This window comes from Flavobacterium sp. ASV13 (assembly GCF_000745775.1).
Taxonomy (GTDB): Bacteria; Bacteroidota; Bacteroidia; order Flavobacteriales; family Flavobacteriaceae; genus Flavobacterium.
Genome location: NZ_JQJY01000002.1, coordinates 733,058 through 757,783, shown reverse-complemented (window position 1 = coordinate 757,783; position 24,726 = coordinate 733,058). Strand labels below are relative to the sequence as shown.

The window sequence follows — 24,726 nt, the reverse complement described above, 5'->3', positions numbered from 1 at the left end:
AAAATCAATTATGAAAAGAATACTTATTACCGGAGCTGCAGGATTTTTAGGATCGCATTTGTGTGATCGATTCATTAAAGAAGGCTATTTTGTTATTGGAATGGATAACCTGATTACGGGAGATCTTAAAAATATTGAACATTTATTCAAGCTAGAAAACTTCGAATTTTATCATCATGATATTACCAAGTTTGTTCACATTCCGGGTGAGTTAGATTATATTTTGCATTTTGCATCGCCTGCAAGTCCAATAGATTATTTAAAAATCCCGATTCAGACGTTGAAAGTTGGATCTTTGGGAACGCATAATTTATTAGGTTTAGCGAGAGTTAAAAAAGCCAGAATTTTGATTGCATCAACTTCTGAAGTTTATGGAGATCCATTAGTTCATCCTCAAACAGAGGAATATTATGGAAACGTAAATACAATTGGTCCACGTGGCGTTTATGATGAAGCAAAACGTTTTCAGGAATCAATTACAATGGCGTATCATACTTTTCATGGTGTAGAAACCAGAATCGTACGTATTTTTAATACTTACGGACCAAGAATGCGATTAAATGACGGACGTGTAATTCCGGCTTTTATTGGTCAGGCTTTACGCGGCGAAGATTTAACGATTTTTGGTGACGGAATGCAAACACGTTCTTTCTGTTACGTTGATGATCAGGTTGAAGGTATTTTCCGTTTACTGCATTCAGATTATGTTTATCCAGTAAACATTGGAAATCCAGACGAAATTACAATCAAAGATTTTGCAGAAGAAATCATTAAATTGACAGGAACAAACCAGAAAGTGGTTTATCACCCGTTGCCAATAAACGATCCTTTACAGCGTCAGCCAGATACTACAAAAGCAAAAGAATTGCTTGGTTGGGAAGCAAAAGTAAACAGAGCAGAAGGAATGAAAATTACCTATGAATATTTCAAATCATTATCTCCTGAAGAACTTGCTAAAGAAGAACACAAAGACTTTTCAAGCTATATAAAATAACACTTCACACAGCTCGAATTTTCAATTGAATTCGGGCTGTTTTTTAATTCAATTCCAAAAAAAATCAGCATCAATGAGCGAATTAGTTTCTATTATTGTACCAACATATAATACTGAAAAGTTCATTCGATTAACAATTGAATCAGTTCAAAATCAAACCTATACAAACTGGGAAATGATTTTGGCGGATGATGCATCAACGGATAATACGGTTGCAATTATTGAAGAATTTGCGCAAAAAGACAGCCGAATAAAACTCTTTAAATCACCTGAAAATAGAGGAAATGGTTTTGCCAGAAATACCGCTTTAGAAAAAGCTACAGGAAAATATATTGCTTATTTAGACGCCGATGATTTATGGTTTCCTGAGAAATTGGAAAAACAAATTGAATTTTTAAAAACGAATAACCTGCATTTTACTTTTAGTTTTTATGATTCAATTGATGAAGAAGGAAATGATTTAAATAGAAGGGTTGAATCACCAAATCCGTTAACATATAAAGAATTATTTTTCTGTAATTATGTTGGAAATTTAACCGCCATTTATGATGCCGATTATTTCGGAAAAATTATTCTTGAAACTACACAAAAACGTCAAGATTGGAGAATTTGGTTAACGATTTTAAAACAAATTAAAATAGCCAAACCAGTTCCAGAACCTTTGGCATTTTACAGAATTAGAAAAGACTCTGTTTCTTCTTCAAAATTTAAATTAATCAAACACAATTTTGGTGTTTACAGAGAATTCCACGGATATAATCTTGTTTATTCTGTTTTATTGATGATTAGGTTTTTGTTTACTCAATTGATAATTAAACCAAAGTATATAAAGAAAGTTTAATGTTTTTTCAAGGTCGCAATTTGCGACCTTGAAGAATTTCACTTAAAATTGGAGGTCACAAATTGTGACCTCCAATTTTTTTTAATAATACGTTTCGATTTCTAAGGTCACAATCTGTGACCTTAAAGAGTTATTTTTTATAGCCAATCTTTACTCGTTCAGACTCATTTTCTTTCTTTTCAGTCAATTCATCCAAATAAGAAAATACCAATTCAATATTTTTATCATGATTTTCTAACTTCTTCTGAATCTGCAGAATATCAACTTTAATTTCTGTTGTATCTAGAAGCATTTGTCTCACTTTCGTGAAAATCCTCATAATTTGAATATTGGTTTGGATGGCTTTGTCGCTTTTTAGGATACTAGATAACATTAATACACCATGTTCAGTAAAGGCAAAAGGTAGTTTTCTAATTCCTCCCCAACTTGATGTCGCAATTTGCGACATCAAGTTTTGTAATTCGGCTTCAGTGAGCTGAAACATAAAATCAGAGGGAAAGCGAGATATGTTTCTTTTTACTTGCTCGTTTAATCTTCTTGTTTCAACTTCATATAAATTTGCAAGGTCAAAATCAAGCATCACTTTTTGGCCACGAATAAAATATATTTTATTAGAAATTGTTTCTTCAGATAGTAAAGATTGATCTTCCATAAGTTTTTAATTGAGAAAACAAATGTAAGATTTTATTTATATTTATAAATACGATTTAAACTGTTTTAGTTTCCCGCGATTGGTTCTTTCTAAGACAGTTTTTCTTGTAAAAGTGAAGTTTAAATTGGGTTCTAAATATAAATTGATAGCTTCTTTTATTTTTTGAATTTGTTCTGAAACTAATTCTGTATCAGCAATATATTCAATTTCAAAAGTATCAATTTTGGTTTGTTTGATGATAAATTCTTTTACGTTTCCGTCATCTTCAATGATGCTTTTGGTTACATAATAGAACGTCAAACCTGGCGATTTTTTTCCGCTTGGAAGAATCGCAACGTCGTTGGTTCTTCCAATTAGTTTTTTTAGAATTGGTTTTTGAGGCGTACTTTTTTCGTCTAAAATTCCAATATCGCCAATCTCATATCTGATGAAAGGATTTGCTTTGTTGAATAAAGATGTAATCACAATTTTTCCTTCTGTTCCATGTGGAACAGGATTATTATTTTCATCTAAAATTTCCACGAACAGCGTTTCTGAATTTACCTGCCATTCGCCTTGAGGATTTTCAAAAGCAATTAAATCCAATTCTGAAGCACCGTATTCACTTATAATTGGAATTCCGAATTGTTTTTCTAAAAGCTTTTTATCCATTTCAAAAAGCATTTCCGAAGTGACAAAACAAGCTTTTAAAGTCGGGCAAATTTCATTTAAAATAATATTTTTCTGTTCTAAAAATTTAGCGAACAAAACAATAGAACTTGTATATCCGTTGATGTAATCGAATTTTTTTGTTTTGAATTTCTTCAGAAATTTTTCCAGAATTTCATCAGATAAATCAAAAACCGGAAAACGAAAACGGTGTGTTAAAAAATCTTTGAAACGTTCTTTTTGGTATCCAATAAAATCCATCGGAATGCCGTAAAAACGTGCCTGATACGAATGATTAAAATCAATCTCAAACCAGCCAAAACGCATAATATTTGATGCCCAGGTTAAGGCGTGCGAATATTTGTCTTTTGCAAAAACAAAAGGAGTTCCACTTGATCCAGAGGTTTTGTTGAGGTAAATGTTTTTTTTTGAAAATCCGTTTGAAAGCCTTTCTTCGAGAGGTTTTTGAAGATTTTGCTTGTTTAAAATCGGAAGGTTTTCCCAATTTTCAGAAGTTGCATTTCCGGCCAATTCTTTATAAAAAGAATTATTTTTAAGATGAAAATCAACAATTTCCTTCTTTTTACTTTCGAGAAACAGAGTAAATTCTTCTTCAGAAAAATGAACAATTTGATCCAATTCGGCTTTGGCCTTCTTTACCGGAAAACCATTTAACTGAAGCGAAAGATCAAAAAGACGAATCATTTTTCGGGATAATTTTCGTCAAAAATAATGTTTAGGAATTACTAACAGGGCAGAACCAACAATTTTTTGAAGATTTAATTATTTTTTACGTGCAAAAGCAAGTATTTTTGCACCACAACTAAATACAACAACACCATGACAATTTTATTATTGGGATCAGGCGGAAGAGAGCATGCATTTGCGTGGAAAATGACTCAGAGTCCGCTTTGCGAAAAACTTTTTGTAGTGCCTGGAAATGCAGGAACTGCTGCAATCGCTGAAAATGTTGCAATATCTGCAACTGATTTTGAAGCTGTAAAAGCATTAGTACTTAAAGAAAATATAAGTTTAGTAGTCGTAGGACCAGAAGATCCATTGGTAAAAGGTATTTATGATTATTTTAAAAACGACGAAAGTTTAAAACATATTCCAGTTATTGGGCCTTCAAAATTAGGAGCTCAATTAGAAGGAAGTAAGGAATTTGCAAAAGAATTCTTGATGAAACACAATATTCCAACAGCTGCTTATGATAGTTTTACTGCTGAAACAGTTGAAAATGGATGTGCGTTTCTAGAAACATTACAGCCACCATATGTTTTAAAGGCAGATGGTTTAGCAGCAGGAAAAGGTGTTTTGATTATTCAGGATCTTGAAGAAGCAAAAACGGAATTAAGAAATATGCTGGTTCATGCAAAATTCGGAACAGCAAGTGCAAAAGTTGTTATCGAGGAATTTTTGGACGGAATCGAATTAAGCTGTTTCGTTTTGACTGACGGAAAAAACTATAAAATTCTTCCAACTGCAAAAGATTATAAACGTATTGGTGAAGGCGATACAGGTTTAAACACAGGTGGAATGGGAGCAGTTTCTCCAGTTCCGTACGTAGACGCTGTTTTGATGGAAAAAATTGAAACTCGTATTGTAAAGCCAACAATTGAAGGTTTCCAAAAAGACGGAATCGAATATAAAGGTTTTGTATTTATTGGTTTAATAAATGTAAAAGGAGAACCAATCGTTATTGAATACAACGTAAGAATGGGAGATCCGGAAACTGAAGTTGTGGTTCCAAGATTAAAATCTGATTTAGTTGAATTGTTTTTATCTGTCGCAGATCAGAAATTAGGAGACTTTAATTTAGAAGTTGATCCAAGAAGCGCAACGACTGTAATGGTTGTTTCTGGCGGATATCCTGAAGATTTTGAAAAAGGAAAAGTAATTTCTGGATTAGAAAATGTTACAGATTCGATAGTTTTTCATGCAGGAACAAAATTAGATGGCGAAAATGTCGTTACTAATGGAGGACGTGTAATTGCTGTGACTTCTTATGGAGATAATTTCCAGGAGGCCATAAAAAAATCTTACCAAAACATAGATAAACTAAGCTTTGATAAGATGTATTTTAGGAAAGATATCGGCTTCGATTTAATTTAAAAAATATCGCCAGCCCTTTTTAAGTAAAGGGTTTGGTTTATTATTTTAAAAATGAATGAGCTGTTGTATCTTGGTTTTCTGTACCAGCGTCATCAAAAATGCGTAATTGTTTAATCCAATAAACGATTGCACATGAACAGATGATCATGAAAATCCAGTTAATAGTGTTTGCACCAAACCATGTAATTAATTCCAAACGACGTAAAAAGTCAAGAGGAGCAAACAAAATGTTAACGAATAAGTATTGTATTCCTTCAAAAAAAGCTGTCATAATTTTTTAAAATTATATGTTATTTATTGTTGTGTAATGCTTTGAAGACAAAATTCGATTAATCGAATCTTTTTTTCAACTTGTTCGGTTTTTCATTTTAAACAAGTATTATCTTTACAATCACAAAAGTATAAAATATCCTTATGATAACAAGTGTTTTTAAAAAATCTACACCATTAAATTATTCTTTGGTTGTAATTTTAATACTGGTTTTCTTTTTTCTGTTTCAAATTCAGGATCCATCTTGGATTACTAATTATTTTTTGGGATTCCAAAAAGTAAGTTTGCTGTGCTTTGTTTTGGCTTCTTTTTTCCTGATTAATTTCATTGCAAAAAAGAACGGACTCAGCAAAGACAACGGATACGCGATTTTTTTCTACTTGCTGTTTATCTTATTTTTCCCGACGATATTTAACGATTCGAATGTTATTTATGCCAATTTTTTTCTGCTTCTGGCACTTCGAAGATTAATTTCGTTGCAGTCTTTAAAATCTTCTAAAGAAAAAATATTTGATGCTTCTTTTTGGATTTTAATAGCATCTTTGTTTCAATTTTGGTGTATTCTTTTCCTGATTTTGGTTTTTATATCCATTATTTTTCACGTTTCACGCGATTATAGAAACTGGGTTTTGCCTTTTGTAGCACTTTTAGCAGTTTCGCTAATCTTTTTAATGGTCTCGCTTTTATTTCATTTTGATGCCATTGCATTTGTTGAAAAAAGAGCTGTAATCGATTTAAGTATCGACTATTTTAAAAATAATTACGAAAATGGAGCACTTTCAATTTATGTTGCGGTAGCTTTATTTTTTGTGGTTTCAATGTTAATGACTTTATCAAATAGACCCCAGATTGTGCATACTTCGTATAAAAAAATCGTGGCTTGTTTTTTTATTGCCGCTTTTGTTTTTATTCTTTCACCTAACAAAAGCAATGATTTACTGTTGTTTAGCATTACGCCATTAACTCTTATGGCATCGAGCCATGTAGAATATATGCAGCAAAAATTAAACAACGAAATTGTATTTTATGTTCTTATTTGCTGCAGTTTATTTACTTTTTTCTCTCAATTATAATTTGCTTCCATAGGCAAGATCTCCGGCGTCGCCAAGTCCGGGAACAATGTAGTTTTTCTCATTTAGTTTTTCGTCAAGAGCTGCAACCCATAAATGGCAATTGTCAGGAAGATTTTTTTCTAAGTGTGCAACACCTTCCGGAGCAGCGATAACAACAACAATATGAAACTCGGCCGGAGTGGCATTCTGCATTAATTTTTCGTGAACGGCAACGATTGATTGTCCGGTTGCCAACATGGGATCAAGCAGTAATACAGTTTTATTGTTGAGATTTGAAATTGCTTGATATTCAACTAAAATTTCAAATTCATCATCATTATTTGGATGAAATCTACAGGCCGAAACGAAGCTGTTTTCAGCATGATCAAAATAATTCAAAAAGCCATTATGTAGTGGTAATCCAGCTCTTAAAATCGGACATAAAACAATATCAGATGCAATTTCGGTTGTTTTTTTAATGCCTAACGGTGTTTGAATATCGACGTTTTTGTACGGTAAAGTTTTGCTCAGTTCATACGCCATAATTTCTCCAATTCGCTCAATATTTCTTCGAAAACGCATGCTGTCGTTCTGAACATTTACATTTCTGATCTGGCCTAAAAAATGATTCAGTACGCTGTTATTTTCAGATATATAATGAATTTTCATATGTAATTTTTAAAATTATTGATTGTTTTTAACGCAAAAATGAAAAAATAATAGTTTTTTTCACACCATAAAAGTATAAAAAGTATCTTTGTGTCTCTAATAATTAAAGACATGTTTTCAAAATTAGCATATTCTGTTTTCGAACAAAGTATCAAAGATTATCACCAATTTGATAATGTTGATCAGCCCATTAACAATCCTTATCCAAAGGATAAATTTGAGCATTTATTATATTTAAAAAATTGGATTGACACTGTTCAATGGCATTTTGAGGACATTATTCGTGATCCGCAAATTGATCCGGTTGCAGCATTGACTTTGAAAAGAAGAATCGATGCTTCAAATCAGGAAAGAACGGATATGGTTGAATATATCGACAGCTACTTTTTGCAAAAATACAGTTCTGTACAAGCAAAAGATGGTGCAAAAATCAACTCTGAAAGTCCGGCTTGGGCATTTGACAGATTGTCTATTTTGGCTTTAAAAATTTATCACATGCATGAAGAAGCTACTCGTGCAGAGGCTTCGCAAGAACATAGAGATAAATGTCAGGAAAAATTAAACATTCTTTTAGAACAAAGAACAGATTTATCTACAGCAATTGAAGAATTATTGACCGATATCGAAAATGGCGATAAATTCATGAAAGTGTACAAACAAATGAAAATGTACAACGACGATGATTTGAATCCTGTTTTATATCAAAATAAAAAATAATTTGGCCGACTTGTCTACCAAAATTAAACACATAGCCGTCATGAGACTATCCGCAATGGGAGATGTCGCCATGACGGTTCCTGTTTTACGCGCTTTTGTAAAACAATATCCTGAGATAAAAATGACGGTTATTTCTCGTCCATTTTTCAAACCTTTTTTTGACGGAATTCCGAATCTTGAATTTTTTGCTTTTGATGAAAAAGAAAGACATAAAGGTTTTCCTGGGCTTTTGCGATTGTTTAAAGATTTAAAAAAGCTTGAAATTGATGCTTTTGCAGATCTTCATAATGTTTTAAGATCCAAAGTTGTGAGTTTGCTTTTCGCTTTAAGCGGAAAAAAAAGAGCAACTGTTGATAAAGGCCGAGAAGGAAAAAAAGAATTAACTCGTGCTGAAAATAAGATTTTCAAGCAATTGCCAACGATGTTTGAAAGACACGCCAAAGTGTTTGAAGAATTGGGTTTTCCGGTAGATTTATCAAATTCCGAATTTCCTAAAAAAGCAGTTTTAAGTGCTGAAATCACGGATTTAATCGGCGAGAATTATCAAAAATTAATCGGGATTGCGCCTTTTGCTCAATATGATTCTAAGGTTTATCCTTTAGATTTAATGAAGGAAGTAATTGAAAAATTAGCCGAAAACAAAGACCAAACTATTTTGCTTTTTGGGGGCGGAAAAAAAGAAATCGAAATTTTAGATTCGCTTTCTGAGCCTTTTAAAAATGTAATAAATGTTGCCGGGAAAATTAAATTTCAGCAGGAATTAAAATTGATAAGTAATCTGGATGTAATGCTTTCAATGGATTCCGGAAACGCACATATTGCTGCAATGTTGGGCGTAAAAGTAATTACGCTTTGGGGAGCAACACATCCATATGCTGGATTTTTGCCTTTTAATCAGAGTTTGGAAAACGCTTTAACTTCTGATAGAAATAAATATCCAAAACTACCAACATCTGTTTATGGAAATAAAATTGTTGAAGGTTATGAAGATGCGATGCGAACGATTTCTCCAAAGAAAATAGTTAATACTATTCAGTCTCAGTTATAGTAGAAATTCCAATAAATAGAAAATCCAAATTCCAATTACAAAGTTGAAATTTGGATTTTTTTATTTTGATAAAGGTTATGGATGTCTTATAAATTCAGAAAAAGATAGCCCATTGCTTTCTTTTTCTTTCTGTCAACTACAATTTCAACAAAGCGGTTTTCTTGTTCAGTAACAAGTAAAACGTGTTCCAAATTGTTAGTTGAATTTCTATAAACTTTATGAATTAATTCAGATTCTTTAATTTTATTTGATAAAATCTTGGCAGCTTTTAGTTCACTTACATACGGCCAAATATTAAAAAAGTTATCATTTTCGACTGATATTTCTTTCATTTCTTCAAGCGTTGAAGGATAGTTTTCTTTTGAAAGAAGTTTAGGAGCTTTTCTGTTTCTTCTTTTTTTAATTACAAAGTAGACCACGACAAAAGATGATATTACAAAAAGTAATATAAAAGTCAAACGGAGGTAGTGATGCATTGCCATAATATTGAATGTTTTAAAAACGTGTTGACAATTAAATATAGCCTTATAAAATCTATCTTTAAGATAAAGAAGGATTTATCAGGTTCAAGCGCACTACTAATATAGTAAATTTTCAGGACATTTTTTAAAAAATATTTAAATAGGTATAGTCTTTTTTATGTATTATTTAAAATCGCTTTTTGAAAAGGAATCGATATTTTAAACTCTGATAAAAAAGAACGGCATAAAAAAATCCAAATTCCTTATAGTAAATTGGAATTTGGATTTTTTTTATTGGAATTTTAAATGTCTACACGTCGTCGTAATCAACATAAATAGTATCTGATGTTGGGTGCGCCTGGCAAGTTAAAATTAAACCTTCTGCGATTTCGCCATCTGTTAAAATTGAATTTTTTGTCATTTCAGCAGTACCAGCTGTAACACGTCCTAAACAGCTGCTGCAAATTCCGCCCTGGCAAGAATAAGGAGCGTCAACACCTTGTTTTAAAGCAGCGTCAAGAATAGTTTGTTTTTTAGACATTTCGAAAGTAACTTCTTCATCGTCAACTAAAACTGTAATTTTAGTATGACCTTCCTGAGAACCCTGAATTGCATGCTCTTCAGAAGAAGATGTAAAAAGTTCAAACTTAATTGCCGAATCTTTTACATTCTTTTCTTTTAAAATATCTGAAACAGTATTAATCATTTCTTCAGGTCCGCATAAGAAAAATTTATCAAATTGAAGTTCTTTGTGTTTGTTGTTCAAAACAAAATTTACAGCAGATTTTTCAATTCTTCCAAATAAAGCATTTTCCGCTTTAGCCTGACTAAATACATAATGTACGAAAAAACGCCCTACATATTGCAATTGTAAATCATGCAGTTCTTGATGAAAAATAGTTTGTTCCGGAGTTTTATTTCCGTAAACCAATACAAATGAACTTTTTGGTTCGCTTTTTAAAACTGATTTTATGATAGAAAGAACTGGAGTAATTCCGCTTCCTGCAGCAAACGCCGCATAATTTTTTTGTCTGTCAGCTTCTGGTTCAAAAGTAAATTTACCTTCAGGATGTCCTACTTCAAGAACATCGCCAGCTTTAAGCTTTGTGTTGGCAAACTGAGAGAAAAGACCATTTTTTACCGCTTTAACTGCAATTCGCAATTCGCCGCTTTCTGGCGCAGAGCAAATAGAATAAGCACGTCTTATTTCTTGATTATCAAGTGTTAATTTTAAATTTATGTATTGTCCGGCTATAAATTTATAGTCTGATTTTAGTTCTTCAGGAACATTAAAAAGTACTGAAACAGCTTCTGCAGTTTCACGTTTTACCTCTTTAATTATAAGTTTTAAGAATGAAGGCATGATTTATTTTTTTTGCAAAAGTAGCAAACACTAAGTAATTGACACTTACTAAAATAATTTTTTTAACTTTTTTTGTAACGTTTTCCTACATTTGGTCTCTTACTGAAAAACTAAAACTGAATAACCATGATTAAAAAGTTTATTTATCTCGAATGGAAAGCCTTTGTAAGATCAGCTTCATTTGGAGCAAATCTGGCCATGAAAATTTTAATTGGGTTTTTGATGGTTTACTTTTCGGTAATTTTTATTGCAATGGGAGTAGGCGCATTTTATGTACTTAAAAAAATGAATCTCGAACCGTTAGTAACCATTAATAAATTCCTGATTTATTATTTTTTGCTTGATCTTGTGGTTCGTTTGTTAATGCAGGCGATTCCGGTTCTTAATATCAAACCATTATTGGTTTTGCCTTTTAAAAAACCAACTATTGTTCATTTTTCTTTAGGTAAAACGGCATTGTCCTTTTTTAACTGGGTTCATGCGCTTTTCTTTGTGCCTTTTTCAATTGTTCTTATTATTGAAGGATATGATATTTTGGGAATTTTATTTTGGCTTTTGGCGATTTTCTCATTAATCTATATCAACAATTTTTTGAATATTATTTTAAGCAATATCGACAAATTATTTGTTGTTTTTATTGGGCTTGCTTTAGCTTTTGGAGCTGCACAATATTATAAGCTTTTTGATATTACCATTTTCACAACTCCTTTTTTCCAGGGACTTTACACCATAAAAGGACTGTTTTTGATTCCTGTTTTGTTATTAGGAGGGTTGTATGCATTTACATTTAAATATTTCAAAAACAATTTATATTTAGATGCCGGACTTTCTAAGAAAGAAGACATAGCGACGACTGAAAATCTTTCTTGGCTGAATCAATTTGGAACTTTGGGAACCTTTCTTAAAAATGACATTAAGTTGATTAAAAGAAACAAGAGGTCAAAAACGACTATTATCATGAGTTTCTTCTTTTTGTTTTACGGATTGATCTTTTTTGGCAATACACACCAGCCTGCGGTTATGTATATTTTTGCGGGAATATTTGTTTCAGGTGGATTTTTATTTGTCTTTGGACAATTCGTACCAAGCTGGGACAGTTCATATTATCAATTGATGATGACACAAAATATTCCGTATCGCGGTTATATTACTTCAAAATGGTGGTTAATTGTTATTGCCACTTTTGTATCGACAATTTTGGCTTCATTTTATCTTTTTTACGGATGGCAGGTTTATTTGACTATTGTGGTTGGTGCCATTTACAATATTGGAGTAAATTCTCATTTGGTTCTTTTAGGAGGAGCATTTACAAAAACTCCAATTGATTTGAGTAACGCCGGCGGTGCTTTTGGAGATAAAAAAGCATTTAATGTAAATGCAATGTTATTGACTTTGCCAAAATTATTATTGCCTTTGGGACTTTATGGAATCGGACTTTATCTCGGAGATAAAACACTTGGCTTAATGCTGGTTGCAGGAGCAGGAGTTTTAGGATTTGTATTTAGAAATAAAGTTTTTTCAATAATTGAAAAAAGATATAAAGTCGAAAAATACAGTACAATAAGTGCTTATAAACAAAAGAGTTAATTAGAAAATTTGCCACTTTGATAATGAGATAATTTTATTCCATTAAAATTTAAAATCAACAATCTAAAATCTAATATTACCATGATACAAGTAAATCAACTTTCAAAAAAATATAACAATACTACAGTTTTAAATATTAATAATCTTGAAATTCCGAAAGGACAAAGTTTTGGACTTGTCGGAAATAATGGCGCAGGAAAAACTACTTTTTTCAGTTTGCTTCTGGATCTTATTCAGCCTTCGACTGGAAATATAAAAACAAATGATATTCAGGTAAATACTAGCGAAAACTGGAAATCTTTTACAGGTTCATTTTTAGACGAAAGTTTCCTAATTGGCTATTTGACACCAGAGGAATATTTTTATTTTATTGGCGATTTGCGTCATCAGAATAAAGCAGATATTGATGCACTTTTGAAAAAACATGAAGAATTTTTCAATGGAGAAATTTTAAACAACAAAAAATACCTTCGCGATTTATCAAAAGGGAATCAGAAAAAAGTAGGCATTATTGCAACACTTATTGGCAATCCGGAAGTGATAATTTTAGACGAACCTTTTGCAAATTTAGACCCAACTACAGTGAGTCGTTTGAAGAAAATAATTAAAGAATTAGCTGACGATCCGAATGTTACCGTTTTGGTTTCAAGCCATGATTTGCAACACACGGTTGAAGTTTGTGACCGAATTGTTGCGCTTAATAAAGGTGAAATTGTAAAAGATATTCAAACCTCAGAAGAAACCTTACAAGAGCTCGAATCGTTTTTTGCAGTTTAAGTTTCTATATTTCAAAAAGAAGCGTATTTTTACAAGTCATATACTAAAAGTGCTTTTTATAAGTTTATGCTTTAAAAATTAGTTCTATTGAAAAAGAATACTCTTAAATATTGTTTTTTTCTCGGTTTTTTATTCTTTTTGATAGCTTGCTCTACCAAGAATAATACCTTCGTGAACAGAAATTCGCACGCTTTAAGTACAAAATATAACATTTTGTATAATGGTGGAATTGGTCTTGAAAAAGGATTAAAATCAATTCAGAACAATAATCAGGATAATTTTTGGAAAATACTGCCAATTGAAAAAATGCAGTTTGATGAAAATTTTTCGGAAGGAGAAAAAACAAAAAATCCCGATTTTGAACTAGCGGAAACGAAAGCGACAAAAGCCATTCAGAAACACTCCATGAATATTGGAGGAAGAGAAAAAAATTATCAGATTGATGAAGCGTATCTAATGCTGGGGAAAGCAAGATACTATGATCAGCGTTTTATTCCTGCATTAGAAGCATTCAATTATATTCTTTATAAATATCCAAATAGCAGTAATATTTATACCGCAAAAATTTGGCGTGAAAAAACCAATATGCGTCTCGGAAACGATGCTATTGTTATTAAAAACATTAATCTTTTATTAAAGAAAACAGACTTAGACAAACAGACTTTCTCGGATGCAAATGCATTATTGGCGGAAGCTTTTTTAAATACAGAAGAAAAAGATAGCGCTGTTGCCAAATTGAAAATTGCAGAAAATTTTACCAGAATAAACGAAGACAGAGCGCGTTACCGTTTTATTCTTGGACAATTATATCAGGAAGCCGGAAAAAGAGATAGTGCTATTTACTTTTATAACGGCGTAATCGACATGAACCGAAAAGCAGATCGTAAATATATGATGCATGCTTATGCGAAGAAAGCACAGATGTTCGATTATGAAAAAGACGATCATAATTTGTTTGTGGAAGCCTATAATAAATTAGTTGAGGATAGAGAAAACAGACCATATTATGATATTCTTTTTTATGAAATGGGTGTTTTTTTCGATAAAAATAATGAGCAAAAAGATGCATTGGAATTTTATAACCATTCCTTGGCAAGAAAATCTAAAGACCCTTATTTAGTTGCTTCTACCTATCGAAACATTGGAAATATGTATTTTAGAAATACAGATTATACAATGGCGGCAAAATACTATGACAGTACTTTGGTAAAATTAAATCCAAAAACGAGAGAGTTTGCCTTAATTGAAAAAAACAGAAAAAATCTCGATAACGTAATTAAATACGAAGGAATTGCAAAACGCAACGACAGTATTATAAAGGTTTACAATTTACCAGCAGAAGAACGAAAAACATACTTTGAGATTTACATCGCAGAACTTAAAAAGAATGACGATGCCAAAAAATTAGCCGAAGAAAAAGAAAAAGAAAAATTGGCAAACGTTCAGCGTAATACGGATGCAAATAATATCTCTTCAGCAATTAATCCGCAACAGCCTAACAAAACAGATTTGGTTTCGGGAGCATTTAATCCGCCATCTGGAAATGATGTTGCAAGCACTTTTTATTTTTACAACCCAACAACGGTTGCCTACGGAAAACTGCAATTTAGAAAACAGTGGGGAAATCGTGTTATAGGCGGAAATTGGAGATTAGCTTCATCAAAATCAATTGTTAATACTGCTTTAAAAGATTCATTAAATATCAATCAGGATTCTATAAATGCGTTGCAACCGGAAATTCCGGAAAAATATACGACGGCATTTTATGAAAATCAGATTCCGACAAGTCCGACAGTTATGGACAGCATTGGAAAAGAACGAAACTTTGCGTATTATCAATTGGGACTTATTTATAAAGAAAAGTTCAAAGAATATAAATTAGCCAGCGATAAGCTTGAGCAATTATTACAAAATAAACCTGAAGAAAAACTGATTTTGCCATCGATGTATAATTTATATAAAATTTATCAAATTACAAATCCGGCAAGGGCTGAAAGAATAAAGTCTGATATAATAGGTAATTATCCAACTTCAAGATATGCACAGATTTTAAATAATGCAAATTCAGATGATTTGGTTTCTGCCGATAAGGAATATAAAAAATGGTTTAAATTATATGAAGAGGAGCAGTTTATAGAAGTTTTAAACAACATCGATAATCTGATCAATCAATATGCTGGTGAAGATATTGTTTCCAAATTTGAATTGCTGAAAGCAAATGCTTTAGGAAAAGTAGAAGGTTTGGCCGCTTATAAAAAAGGATTGGAAACAGTTGCAGATAATTATCCAAACAGCGAAGAAGGAAAAAGTGCCAGAGAAATTTTGGAAAAACAAATTCCGGATTTAGAAAAACTTGATTTCACGGTAGTTGACGGAAAGAATTGGAAAATTTTATATCCAGTTTCGAATAATGATGCTAAAACGGTTAAAAAAATTGAGGAAGCAATTAAGGTATACATGTTGGTTGAAAATTACGAACGACTAACAACTTCATTTGACAAATACAATAAAACCGAAAGTTTTGTAGTTATTCATGGTTTAAAATCAGAGGCATATGCCAAAGATGTTTCAGGGGTTTTGAGAGAGGATAAAAAATATAAAATCTCGAATATGCCAATTATTATTTCAAGTGATAATTATAAGGTAGTTCAAATCAAAAAAAATCTTGAAACGTATTTAGCCCCAAAAACCCCATAAAACCATGTTTGAAAAAGTCAAAAAAGTCAGTACAGAGAATTTAGGAAAAACCAACAGAATTGTAGAAGGAACGTCCATTGTTGGTGATATTGTTTCAAAAGCTGATTTTAGACTGGACGGCGAACTTATTGGAAATTTTACTTCGCAAGGAAAACTTGTTATTGGCGCATCAGGAATTGTGAAAGGAGAAATTATCTGTCACAATGCTGATATTGAAGGAGAATTTCAAGGAAAATTAAAAGTTTTAGAAGTCCTTAATATTAAAGGAACCGCGCGAATTCATGGAGAAATCGCCGTTGGAAAATTATCGATTGAACCTGGAGCAGACTTTACCGCTTCTTGTACCATGTTAAATTCCAATCAGGTAATATTATTAGAAGATGGAAAAGGAACCGAATAATAATAGGAGAAATAAATGGCTTGCATTAATTAATATTCCATTTCAAATGGGAGTCATTATTTTTTTGTTCTCTTATTTCGGAACCTGGCTTGATGAAAACCATCCGAGCCCAAAAGTTTATTATAATACGATTTTTGTCATGGCCGGTGTAGGCCTTGCATTATATAACGTTATCCGCCAAGTTAACGACATTAATAAATAAAGTAATTTTTTCATTTATAGCAGCTTTAGATAAAAGTTGCATCTTTGCAAAAAATTACCTGAAATGTCATTAAAAAATTACAAACCTGTTTTTCATTTATTTTGTTTTGCTGTTGTTGCCTTTATAGTGCATATAGCCGCTTTCTTTTTGCTGGAAATTAATTTTCAAAAGTTTCATTACAGTATAGAATTACTGTATTTAATTTTCTTCGGATTGTCAGCTTTGCTATACCTTATATTATTAAAGGTAAAAAATAAGAATTTTGAAATCGTAGGGATGGTTTTCTTATTCGGAACTTTTACTCAAATGTTGTTGGGATATTTAATTTTGCAGCCAATTTTAGAAAACAAAACTGAAACGGTCAATGTTGAAAAAGTCAGTTTTTTTATAACATTTATTTTGTTTTTGTTATTTCAGACGCTTTTAACTGTCCGATTATTAAATGAAAAGCGTTAAAATCGCGAATATGTAAAACAAGGTTCAAAAATAATTTTTCATATCCTTTTGAATATTAATAAAAAATGTACCTTTGCACCAAATTTTAGAAACGTAAAAAAATAAGATTTTCCACGATATGGTGATTTCAAACAAACCACTCAGCTTTATTCTAGCAGCTTTTGTAGCTTCTCTACCAATTATGGGTTTTGCAAACTCAGAGAATGATTCAACGCATGTACAAACTGAAACGGCTCACGAAGAGAAAGTAATTTCACATGATGCTCCAGCGGAAGGAGAGCACGCAGTTGCTCTTGACCCAAAAGCAAAAGTAGATGCTTTCATTGATCACCACTTACAAGATTCTCACGATTTTGTTTTCTTCCAAGATGAAAAAGAAAACAAACACTTTGGTTTTCCATTACCAGTTATACTTATTGACGGAGGTTTAAAAGTTTTCTCTTCTTCAAAATTTCATTTCGGTGAAACAGTTGCAGAAGTTGACGGAAACTTCTACAAATTAGTTCACGGTAAAATTTATAAAACTGATGCAGCCGGAACAATTACTTTTAATGAGCACGGTCATCCAGAAAACGAAAAACCTTTAGATTTTTCTATGACAAAGAATGTTGTTTCAATGCTTTTTGTTGCGGTGCTATTATTCTTAATGTTTACTGGTTTAGCAAAATCATATAAAAAAGGACCAATTCCAACAGGATTTGGAAGAGTTTTAGAGCCTCTTATAATTTTCATTAGAGATGAAATCGCAGTTCCTAACATTGGAGAGAAAAAATACCGTAAATATATGGGTTACCTATTAACTGTATTTTTCTTTGTTTGGGTTTTAAACTTATTAGGAATGACTCCGCTAGGAATTAACGTTACAGGAAATATTGCTATTACAGTTTGTTTAGCAGCTTTTACTTTTATCATTACACAATTCAGTGCAAACAAAGATTATTGGGGACACATCTTTTGGATGCCAGGAGTACCAGTTCCAATGAAGATTATCTTAGCACCAATTGAGGTTTTAGGAACATTAACAAAACCATTCGCATTATTAATTCGTTTGTACGCAAACATTACTGCTGGTCACGTAGTAATTATGAGTTTGATCGGAATGATTTTCGTTGGAAAAAATTTAGCAGCAGATTTGCCAATCTCTTTAGGATTAACATTATTTATCTCTGTTATTGAAATTTTAGTTGCATTTTTACAGGCTTTCATTTTTACAATGTTATCATCATTGTTTATTGGTATGGCGGTTCAGGATCATGACCACGCTCACCACCATGAAGATGAAACAGCAATTATTTAATTTAGAAGTTTAATTTTATATATATAAATAGTTATGGGAACAATTCCAACTTTAGTAGGTGCTGGTTTAGTAGTAATCGGTGCAGGTTTAGGTTTAGGTAAAATCGGTGGATCTGCTATGGACGCTATTGCTCGTCAGCCAGAAGCTGCTGGTAAAATTCAAACTGCGATGATTATTATCGCGGCTTTATTAGAAGGTTTAGCATTTGCTGCTTTAATCTTAGGAAAATAATAAAGAGAAAACTAACAACATCTTTAACGGTTGGTTAAAGGTGTTGTTACTTTAAAAAAAGAAATTAAATATTTAATATAGTTATAAAATGGATAAGTTAATTAACGATTTTTCATTCGGATTATTCTTCTGGCAAGCTTTAATCTTGTTAGTATTGATTTTACTTTTAGTGAAATTTGCATGGAAACCAATTATGGAATCTATTACTGCAAGAGAAGAAGGTATTAAAAACGCATTGCTTTCTGCTGAAAACGCAAAGAGAGAAATGGAAAACTTACAAGCTGACAATCAAAGAATTTTGAATGAAGCTCGTGCAGAACGTGACGCGATGTTGAAAGAAGCTCGCGAAATGAAAGAGAAAATGATAGCTGATTCTAAAAACGAAGCACAAGAGGCAGGTCAAAAAATGATCGAGCAAGCTAAAGCTGCTATCGAAAGTGAAAAAAATGCTGCAATGGCTGAATTGAAATCTCAAGTTTCAACTTTATCATTAAGCATCGCTGAAAAATTATTGAAAGAGGAATTATCTAACAAAGAATCTCAAACTAAATTAGTTGAGAAAATGTTAGGTGACGTAAAGTTAAACTAAGACTATGGCAGGTACAAGAGCAGCAATTCGTTATGCAAAAGCAATTCTGGACTTAGCAAACTCTAAAGGTGTTGCCGAAGCTGTAAATAACGATATGAAATCAATTGCAAATGCAATTGAGACAAATACAGAATTGAGTACGTTTATTTTAAATCCAACTACAAAAGTTGAAGTTAAAGAAAGTGCTCTTTTAGAAGTTTTTGCAAATGTAAACGGTGTAACTAAAGGTTTATTCCATTTATTATTTGAAAACAAAAGATTTGAAATTCTAGGTGCAATTGCATCAGAATACAATAAATTATTTGATGAGAGTAATGGTGTTGAAGTAGCAAAAGTTACGACAGCAATTCCTATGGATGCTGCTTTAGAAGCTAAAGTTTTAGCTAAAGTTGCAACTTTATCAGATAAAAAAATTACAATTGAAAATATAGTAGATCCCTCAATTATTGGTGGATTTATTTTGAGAATAGGCGATAATCAATACAATGCCTCTGTTGCAAACAGATTACAAGTATTAAAAAGAGAGTTAAGTAATTAGTTTTATTACACATAAAAGTGTCTAAATTATAAATTAAGATGGCGGAAATCAAACCTGCTGAAATTTCAGCAATATTAAGAAAGCAAGTAGAAGGTTTTGAATCTGGTGCTACGCTAGAGGAAGTAGGAACAGTACTTCAAGTTGGAGATGGTATTGCTCGTGTTTACGGGCTATCTAATGTTCAATATGGTGAGTTAGTAGAATTTGATAACGGTATGGAAGGTATCGTATTGAATCTTGAAGAAGATAATGTTGGTGTGGTACTTTTAGGACCATCAACAGGAATTAAAGAAGGATCTACTGCAAAAAGAACTCAACGTATTGCTTCTCTTAAAGTAGGTGAGCAAATGGTAGGACGTGTTGTTAACACTCTTGGTTTTCCAATTGATGGAAAAGGACCAATCGGTGGAGATTTATACGAAATGCCATTAGAAAGAAAAGCGCCAGGAGTTATTTTCCGTCAGCCAGTAACTGAACCATTACAAACAGGAGTAAAAGCAGTAGATGCTATGATCCCAGTTGGACGTGGTCAGCGTGAGCTTGTTATCGGTGACCGTCAAACAGGTAAATCAACTGTTTGTATCGATACAATCTTGAACCAAAAAGAATTTTATGATGCAGGAAAACCTGTATTCTGTATATATGTTGCAATTGGACAAAAAGCTTCAACTGTAGCAGGAATCGCTAAAATGTTAGAAGAAAAAGGAGCAATGGCTTATACAGTTATTGTTGCAGCTAATGCTTCTGACCCAGCTCCAATGCAAGTTTATGCTCCATTCGCTGGTGCTGCAATTGGAGAATACTTTAGAGATTCAGGTCGTCCAGCACTTATCGTGTATGATGATTTATCTAAACAAGCTGTTGCTTACCGTGAGGTTTCTCTTTTATTAAGAAGACCACCGGGACGTGAGGCTTACCCTGGAGACGTTTTCTACTTACACTCTCGTTTATTAGAGCGCGCTTGTAAAGTAATCGCAGATGATGGTATCGCTAAAAACATGAACGATTTACCAGATTCTATTAAGTCTATCGTAAAAGGTGGTGGTTCATTGACTGCTTTACCAATTATCGAAACTCAAGCTGGTGACGTTTCTGCATATATCCCAACAAACGTAATCTCTATTACAGATGGTCAGATTTTCCTTGACGGAGATTTGTTCAACTCTGGTGTTCGTCCTGCGATCAACGTAGGTATCTCTGTATCTCGTGTTGGAGGTAATGCTCAAATTAAATCAATGAAAAAAGTTTCAGGAACTTTAAAATTAGACCAAGCTCAATTCCGTGAATTAGAAGCTTTCGCTAAATTTGGTTCTGACTTGGATTCTGTTACTTTAAACGTAATTGAAAAAGGAAAAAGAAACGTTGAAATCTTGAAACAAGGTTTAAATGATCCTTATCCTGTTGAAAACCAAGTTGCAATTATTTACGCTGGATCTAAAAACTTATTGAAAAACGTTCCTGTAAATAAAGTTAAAGAATTTGAGGCTGATTTCTTGTCTTACTTAAACAGTAAACATAAAGATACGCTTAACGCGTTGAAAGCTGGTAAATTTGACGATAACATTACAGATGTTATTGAAAAAGCAGCAAAAGAAGTTTCAGCAAAATATAACTAATAAGACAATTAGAAAATTAGATAATTGAAATGAATTTTTCAATTATCTAATTGACTAATTATCAAATTTTCTAATTAGAAAAAATGGCAAATTTAAAGGAAATCCGTAATAGAATTACTTCCGTTTCATCGACGATGCAGATTACATCGGCTATGAAAATGGTTTCTGCAGCAAAGCTTAAGAAAGCACAAGATGCAATCACTGCAATGCGACCTTATGCCGAGAAATTAACAGAGTTGCTACAAAATCTTTCTGCTACACTTGATGGTGAAGTTGGAGGAGATTATACAACTCAGCGTGAAGTAAAAAAAGTATTACTTGTAGCTATAACTTCTAACAGAGGTTTATGTGGTGCATTTAATTCAAATGTAATTAAGGAGATTAAAAACCGTACTGATTTTTATGCAGGAAAGCAAGTAGATGTTTTTGCCATTGGTAAAAAGGGAGGCGACGCTTTAGTTAAGACGCATAAAATTCACGGACATCATAATGCAATTTTTGATCATTTAACTTTTGAAAATGTTGCTGGAATTGCAGACAATTTGACTCAAAAATTCTTATCTGGGGAATATGACAGAATCGAATTAATCTATAATCAGTTTAAAAATGCTGCAACACAAATTGTTCAGACTGAGCAATTTTTACCGTTAGCTCCAATTAAATCTGATACAGCAGCTTCTACAGGAGATTATATTTTCGAGCCTTCAAAAGAAGAAATTGTATTGACTTTGATTCCTAAATCGTTAAAAACACAATTATATAAAGGTATTCGTGATTCATTTGCTTCAGAACACGGAGCGCGTATGACAGCTATGCACAAAGCAACTGACAACGCAACGGAATTAAGAAACCAGTTGAAATTGACTTATAACAAAGCACGTCAGGCTGCTATTACAAACGAAATCTTAGAGATCGTTGGTGGAGCAGAAGCGTTGAACGGATAATAGATATCTAAAAATAAAAAAGAGCCAGCAAATATTTTGCTGGCTCTTTTTTTGTGCAAAAAAGAAGCCGATACCCCCAAACATCGACTTTAACTCTTTTATAGAGAAATTGATTTTTTTTGTCTGTTATAAAATGGTGATTCTCAAATTACCCAAAAAATGAGAATCAATACCATTTTATAAAATTATTGCACAGATTTATCACCTCTGTTTTGCTTTGTCTTTTATGGGAACAAACTAGCTTTATCAATCCCAATGCTCTGTTTTTTTGAGGGTTACATTTCAGCAGAATCAATCCCTAGTGCTTTGTCTTTTGTGGGAACAAACTAGCTTTATCCGTCCCGATGCTTTGCTTTTTTAAAGGGTTGTATTTTAGCTTTTCTCATTCCCTGTGTTACAAAGTTAATACAGAAGCAATTGTAAAAATTTATATAATTTTTTTTGAATTTTATAGATTTCACATATACAGTTGTTTCAGAATTATATAGAAGGCGTAATAAAAATTGAGTAATTTTGAGGTTTATCTTTTATTACAATGGAATTTCAAATACGAGAACTTACTACAATTAACGAAATGCTGGAACAAATTGATACCATGCGATTTCTATATCCTAAAATTTCAATTGAGAAATATGAATCGTTTCTTTTAGAAATGGTGCCTCACAATTATATTCAGATAGGCGTTTTTGATAATGATATTTGTTTAGGAATTACGGGATGTTGGTCGGCAACAAAACTTTGGACAGGAAAATATCTTGAGATTGATAATTTTGTTGTCAATCCAGAGCACAGGTCAAAAGGAATTGGAAAATTATTGACAGACTATATTGATCAGAAAGCTTTAGATTTAGGATGTAGCAGTATTGTTTTAGACGCATTTACCGGAAATTTTGGCGCTCATCGTTTTTACTACAATCAAGGTTATGGACCAAAAGGATTTCATTTTGTAAAAGTTTTGGATGAGAACAAACTGACGCAATAAAAAAACGTACAACTTCTTTTATTGAGCCTGCAAAATCATTAATAAACCAAAGAATTGGTTATTTTTGTTTTACGAACTTTATTAAAAATTATTTTGGGATTATATAAAAATCTATTCAAACAAACTGCGATTTACGGACTAGCAACGGTTTTACCAAGGATGCTTAGTTTTTTATTGGTCAGATTATATACAGGTATTTTACCAACAGCAGAATATGGCGAAGTTTCGATCGTTTTGTCTTGGATGGTTTTCTTTAATGTTGTTCTTTCTTATGGAATGGAAACGGCATTTTTTAGATTCTACAGTGCCGAAGAAGATAAAAAAAATGTAATCGCAACTTCTACAATTTCAATTTTCTGGTCGTCAATTGGGTTTTTATTCGCCGCCTTAATTTTTAGAAATACACTTGCAAGCTGGGCCGAAGTTGATGCTCAATATGTTACTTATTCGGTTTGGATTTTAGTTCTGGATGCTTTGGTTTTAGTGCCTTTTTCTAAATTAAGAGCCAATCAGCGCCCGATGGTTTACGCAGCAATTAAGATTGGAAATGTTATAATTAATTTATTGCTGAATATTTTCTTTTTGATGTATTTGCCAAAACTTGCAGCTTCAAATCCTAATTCGGTTTGGGATAATTTATATATTGAGAATTTCCAGATTGCTTATATTTTCATTGCAAATCTTTTGGCAAGTTTAGCTACTTTTATTGTGCTTTCGCCAAATTATCTTTCGCTTGGACGAAAATTCGATCCGGAACTTTGGAAAAGAATGATGAAATACGGACTTCCAATTTTGGTTGCCGGATTAGCATTTGCAGTAAATGAACATTTTGACAAAATTCTTTTGGGATATTTACTTCCTGAAAATTTAGCAAAATCTGAAGTTGGAGCATATTCAGCCTGTTACAAATTAGGTTTGTTTATGGTTTTATTTGCAACGGCTTTCAGATTAGGAATCGAGCCTTTCTTTTTCAGTCATGCAAAAAATGAAAATGCTCCGCAGACTTATGCTGTAATCACGAAATATTTTGTGATTTTAGGATCATTAATTTTATTGGGTGTTATTGTTTTTGCCGATGTTTTAAAATTTTTATTGTTAGATAACAAATCGTATTGGGAAGCCATGAAAGTAGTGCCGCTGATTATTTTGGCAAATTTCTTTCTAGGTATTTACAATAACTTATCGGTTTGGTACAAACTGACAGACAAAACAAAAATTGGTGCTTATATTTCTATTGTTGGCGCTATCGTTACGTTAGTTTTAAATTATCTTTTAATTCCGAAATACAGCTATTATGGTTCTGCAATTGCGACCATTTCTGCCTATGGAAGCATGATGCTTATTTCCTATATCCTTGGAAATAAATATTATCCAATTCCTTATGATATGAACAAAATTGGTGCTTATTTAGGTGTTTCAATAGTATTCTCAATAATTTCATTTTACGGATTCAGAGAGAAATATTATGTTGGAATTCCGCTTCTTTTAATTTTTATGTATATGGTTTATCATTATGAAAAAGACACTATAAAAGGAATACTAAAGAAAAAATAAGCTCGTTTAAAATTTTAAATTACAA

General features: G+C 32.2%; 26 protein-coding genes. 20 read left to right on the top strand and 6 right to left on the bottom strand.

Annotation, left to right across the window (positions count from 1 at the left end; translation table 11 throughout):
* Positions 1 to 10 precede the first annotated feature (10 nt).
* Together GQ47_RS07065 and GQ47_RS07060 are read left to right on the top strand one after the other, a co-directional pair.
* A complete protein-coding gene (locus GQ47_RS07065) occupies positions 11 to 994 on the top strand; it encodes a UDP-glucuronic acid decarboxylase family protein (protein WP_035646657.1) in 984 nt (327 codons plus the stop codon).
* 73 nt (positions 995 to 1,067) lie between these two features.
* Positions 1,068 to 1,835 carry a glycosyltransferase family 2 protein gene (locus tag GQ47_RS07060; protein WP_035646887.1) on the top strand — a complete coding sequence of 256 codons (768 nt, stop codon included), beginning with the start codon at positions 1,068 to 1,070 and terminating at the stop codon, positions 1,833 to 1,835.
* Positions 1,836 to 1,965: 130 nt separating this feature from the next.
* On the opposite strand, the gene GQ47_RS07055 is transcribed toward GQ47_RS07060, so the two are convergent.
* Entirely contained in the window at positions 1,966 to 2,487 is a 522-nt protein-coding gene (locus GQ47_RS07055) for an ORF6N domain-containing protein (RefSeq protein ID WP_035646656.1), read from the bottom strand.
* Between the two features lie 42 nt (positions 2,488 to 2,529).
* Complete coding sequence (locus GQ47_RS07050; protein WP_035646653.1) at positions 2,530 to 3,840, bottom strand: phenylacetate--CoA ligase family protein; 1,311 nt, start codon at positions 3,838 to 3,840, stop codon at positions 2,530 to 2,532.
* Between the two features lie 135 nt (positions 3,841 to 3,975).
* Between GQ47_RS07050 and purD the strand changes: the two genes are divergently transcribed.
* The gene (gene purD, locus GQ47_RS07045; protein ID WP_035646650.1) at positions 3,976 to 5,250 is read left to right on the top strand and encodes a phosphoribosylamine--glycine ligase; all 1,275 of its coding nucleotides are present in this window, start codon (positions 3,976 to 3,978) and stop codon (positions 5,248 to 5,250) included.
* Between the two features lie 40 nt (positions 5,251 to 5,290).
* Here the strand turns inward: purD and GQ47_RS07040 are convergent, their stop codons facing one another.
* On the bottom strand, positions 5,291 to 5,521 hold the full coding sequence (locus tag GQ47_RS07040; RefSeq protein WP_031453858.1) for a DUF6341 family protein: 231 nt from the start codon (positions 5,519 to 5,521) through the stop codon (positions 5,291 to 5,293).
* Positions 5,522 to 5,664: 143 nt separating this feature from the next.
* Here GQ47_RS07040 and GQ47_RS07035 point away from each other — a divergent pair, with 143 nt between their 5' ends.
* Positions 5,665 to 6,594 (top strand): DUF6427 family protein, encoded by a 930-nt coding sequence (locus GQ47_RS07035; RefSeq protein WP_035646648.1) that lies wholly within the window; start codon positions 5,665 to 5,667, stop codon positions 6,592 to 6,594.
* Here GQ47_RS07035 and upp read toward each other — a convergent pair.
* Positions 6,589 to 7,242, bottom strand: coding sequence for a uracil phosphoribosyltransferase (gene upp, locus GQ47_RS07030; protein ID WP_035646646.1), 654 nt, complete (start codon positions 7,240 to 7,242; stop codon positions 6,589 to 6,591). The genes GQ47_RS07035 and upp overlap by 6 nt on opposite strands.
* A 111-nt stretch (positions 7,243 to 7,353) precedes the next feature.
* Between upp and GQ47_RS07025 the strand changes: the two genes are divergently transcribed.
* Positions 7,354 to 7,959: a DUF4254 domain-containing protein gene (locus GQ47_RS07025; RefSeq protein ID WP_035646643.1), complete on the top strand. Its 606-nt coding sequence runs from the start codon at positions 7,354 to 7,356 to the stop codon at positions 7,957 to 7,959.
* Between the two features lie 40 nt (positions 7,960 to 7,999).
* Positions 8,000 to 9,007 carry a glycosyltransferase family 9 protein gene (locus GQ47_RS07020; RefSeq protein WP_035646886.1) on the top strand — a complete coding sequence of 336 codons (1,008 nt, stop codon included), beginning with the start codon at positions 8,000 to 8,002 and terminating at the stop codon, positions 9,005 to 9,007.
* An 86-nt stretch (positions 9,008 to 9,093) separates the two neighbouring features.
* On the opposite strand, the gene GQ47_RS07015 is transcribed toward GQ47_RS07020, so the two are convergent.
* Positions 9,094 to 9,489, bottom strand: coding sequence for a hypothetical protein (locus tag GQ47_RS07015; protein ID WP_035646642.1), 396 nt, complete (start codon positions 9,487 to 9,489; stop codon positions 9,094 to 9,096).
* 289 nt (positions 9,490 to 9,778) lie between these two features.
* The gene (locus GQ47_RS07010; RefSeq protein ID WP_035646640.1) at positions 9,779 to 10,831 is read right to left on the bottom strand and encodes a 2Fe-2S iron-sulfur cluster-binding protein; all 1,053 of its coding nucleotides are present in this window, start codon (positions 10,829 to 10,831) and stop codon (positions 9,779 to 9,781) included.
* 126 nt (positions 10,832 to 10,957) lie between these two features.
* Here GQ47_RS07010 and GQ47_RS07005 point away from each other — a divergent pair, with 126 nt between their 5' ends.
* The 14 genes from GQ47_RS07005 (at position 10,958) to GQ47_RS06940 (ending at position 24,701) form a co-directional block, all read left to right on the top strand.
* The gene (locus tag GQ47_RS07005; protein ID WP_035646638.1) at positions 10,958 to 12,418 is read left to right on the top strand and encodes a DUF5687 family protein; all 1,461 of its coding nucleotides are present in this window, start codon (positions 10,958 to 10,960) and stop codon (positions 12,416 to 12,418) included.
* Between the two features lie 81 nt (positions 12,419 to 12,499).
* The gene (locus tag GQ47_RS07000; protein ID WP_035646635.1) at positions 12,500 to 13,195 is read left to right on the top strand and encodes an ABC transporter ATP-binding protein; all 696 of its coding nucleotides are present in this window, start codon (positions 12,500 to 12,502) and stop codon (positions 13,193 to 13,195) included.
* 87 nt (positions 13,196 to 13,282) lie between these two features.
* Complete coding sequence (locus tag GQ47_RS06995; RefSeq protein ID WP_035646632.1) at positions 13,283 to 15,892, top strand: type IX secretion system periplasmic lipoprotein PorW/SprE; 2,610 nt, start codon at positions 13,283 to 13,285, stop codon at positions 15,890 to 15,892.
* Between the two features lie 4 nt (positions 15,893 to 15,896).
* Complete coding sequence (locus tag GQ47_RS06990) at positions 15,897 to 16,292, top strand: bactofilin family protein (RefSeq protein ID WP_035646629.1); 396 nt, start codon at positions 15,897 to 15,899, stop codon at positions 16,290 to 16,292.
* On the top strand, positions 16,273 to 16,494 hold the full coding sequence (locus GQ47_RS06985; protein ID WP_035646626.1) for an AtpZ/AtpI family protein: 222 nt from the start codon (positions 16,273 to 16,275) through the stop codon (positions 16,492 to 16,494). Before GQ47_RS06990 ends, GQ47_RS06985 begins: the two co-directional genes overlap by 20 nt.
* A gap of 63 nt (positions 16,495 to 16,557) precedes the next feature.
* Positions 16,558 to 16,950 carry a hypothetical protein gene (locus GQ47_RS06980; RefSeq protein WP_035646622.1) on the top strand — a complete coding sequence of 131 codons (393 nt, stop codon included), beginning with the start codon at positions 16,558 to 16,560 and terminating at the stop codon, positions 16,948 to 16,950.
* Positions 16,951 to 17,068: 118 nt separating this feature from the next.
* Positions 17,069 to 18,247, top strand: a complete 1,179-nt coding sequence (atpB, locus tag GQ47_RS06975; RefSeq protein WP_035646620.1) for a F0F1 ATP synthase subunit A — start codon at positions 17,069 to 17,071, stop codon at positions 18,245 to 18,247.
* A gap of 33 nt (positions 18,248 to 18,280) precedes the next feature.
* Positions 18,281 to 18,478 carry an ATP synthase F0 subunit C gene (gene atpE, locus GQ47_RS06970; RefSeq protein ID WP_008465835.1) on the top strand — a complete coding sequence of 66 codons (198 nt, stop codon included), beginning with the start codon at positions 18,281 to 18,283 and terminating at the stop codon, positions 18,476 to 18,478.
* 88 nt (positions 18,479 to 18,566) lie between these two features.
* The gene (locus GQ47_RS06965) at positions 18,567 to 19,067 is read left to right on the top strand and encodes a F0F1 ATP synthase subunit B (RefSeq protein WP_026727280.1); all 501 of its coding nucleotides are present in this window, start codon (positions 18,567 to 18,569) and stop codon (positions 19,065 to 19,067) included.
* A 4-nt stretch (positions 19,068 to 19,071) separates the two neighbouring features.
* A complete protein-coding gene (atpH, locus tag GQ47_RS06960; protein ID WP_035646619.1) occupies positions 19,072 to 19,605 on the top strand; it encodes an ATP synthase F1 subunit delta in 534 nt (177 codons plus the stop codon).
* 38 nt (positions 19,606 to 19,643) lie between these two features.
* Positions 19,644 to 21,221 (top strand): F0F1 ATP synthase subunit alpha, encoded by a 1,578-nt coding sequence (atpA, locus tag GQ47_RS06955; protein ID WP_035646617.1) that lies wholly within the window; start codon positions 19,644 to 19,646, stop codon positions 21,219 to 21,221.
* Positions 21,222 to 21,304: 83 nt separating this feature from the next.
* Positions 21,305 to 22,165 carry an ATP synthase F1 subunit gamma gene (atpG, locus tag GQ47_RS06950; RefSeq protein ID WP_035646614.1) on the top strand — a complete coding sequence of 287 codons (861 nt, stop codon included), beginning with the start codon at positions 21,305 to 21,307 and terminating at the stop codon, positions 22,163 to 22,165.
* 535 nt (positions 22,166 to 22,700) lie between these two features.
* Positions 22,701 to 23,147 (top strand): GNAT family N-acetyltransferase, encoded by a 447-nt coding sequence (locus tag GQ47_RS06945; RefSeq protein ID WP_035646611.1) that lies wholly within the window; start codon positions 22,701 to 22,703, stop codon positions 23,145 to 23,147.
* Between the two features lie 93 nt (positions 23,148 to 23,240).
* The gene (locus tag GQ47_RS06940; RefSeq protein ID WP_035646884.1) at positions 23,241 to 24,701 is read left to right on the top strand and encodes a lipopolysaccharide biosynthesis protein; all 1,461 of its coding nucleotides are present in this window, start codon (positions 23,241 to 23,243) and stop codon (positions 24,699 to 24,701) included.
* The last annotated feature ends 25 nt before the right edge of the window (positions 24,702 to 24,726 follow it).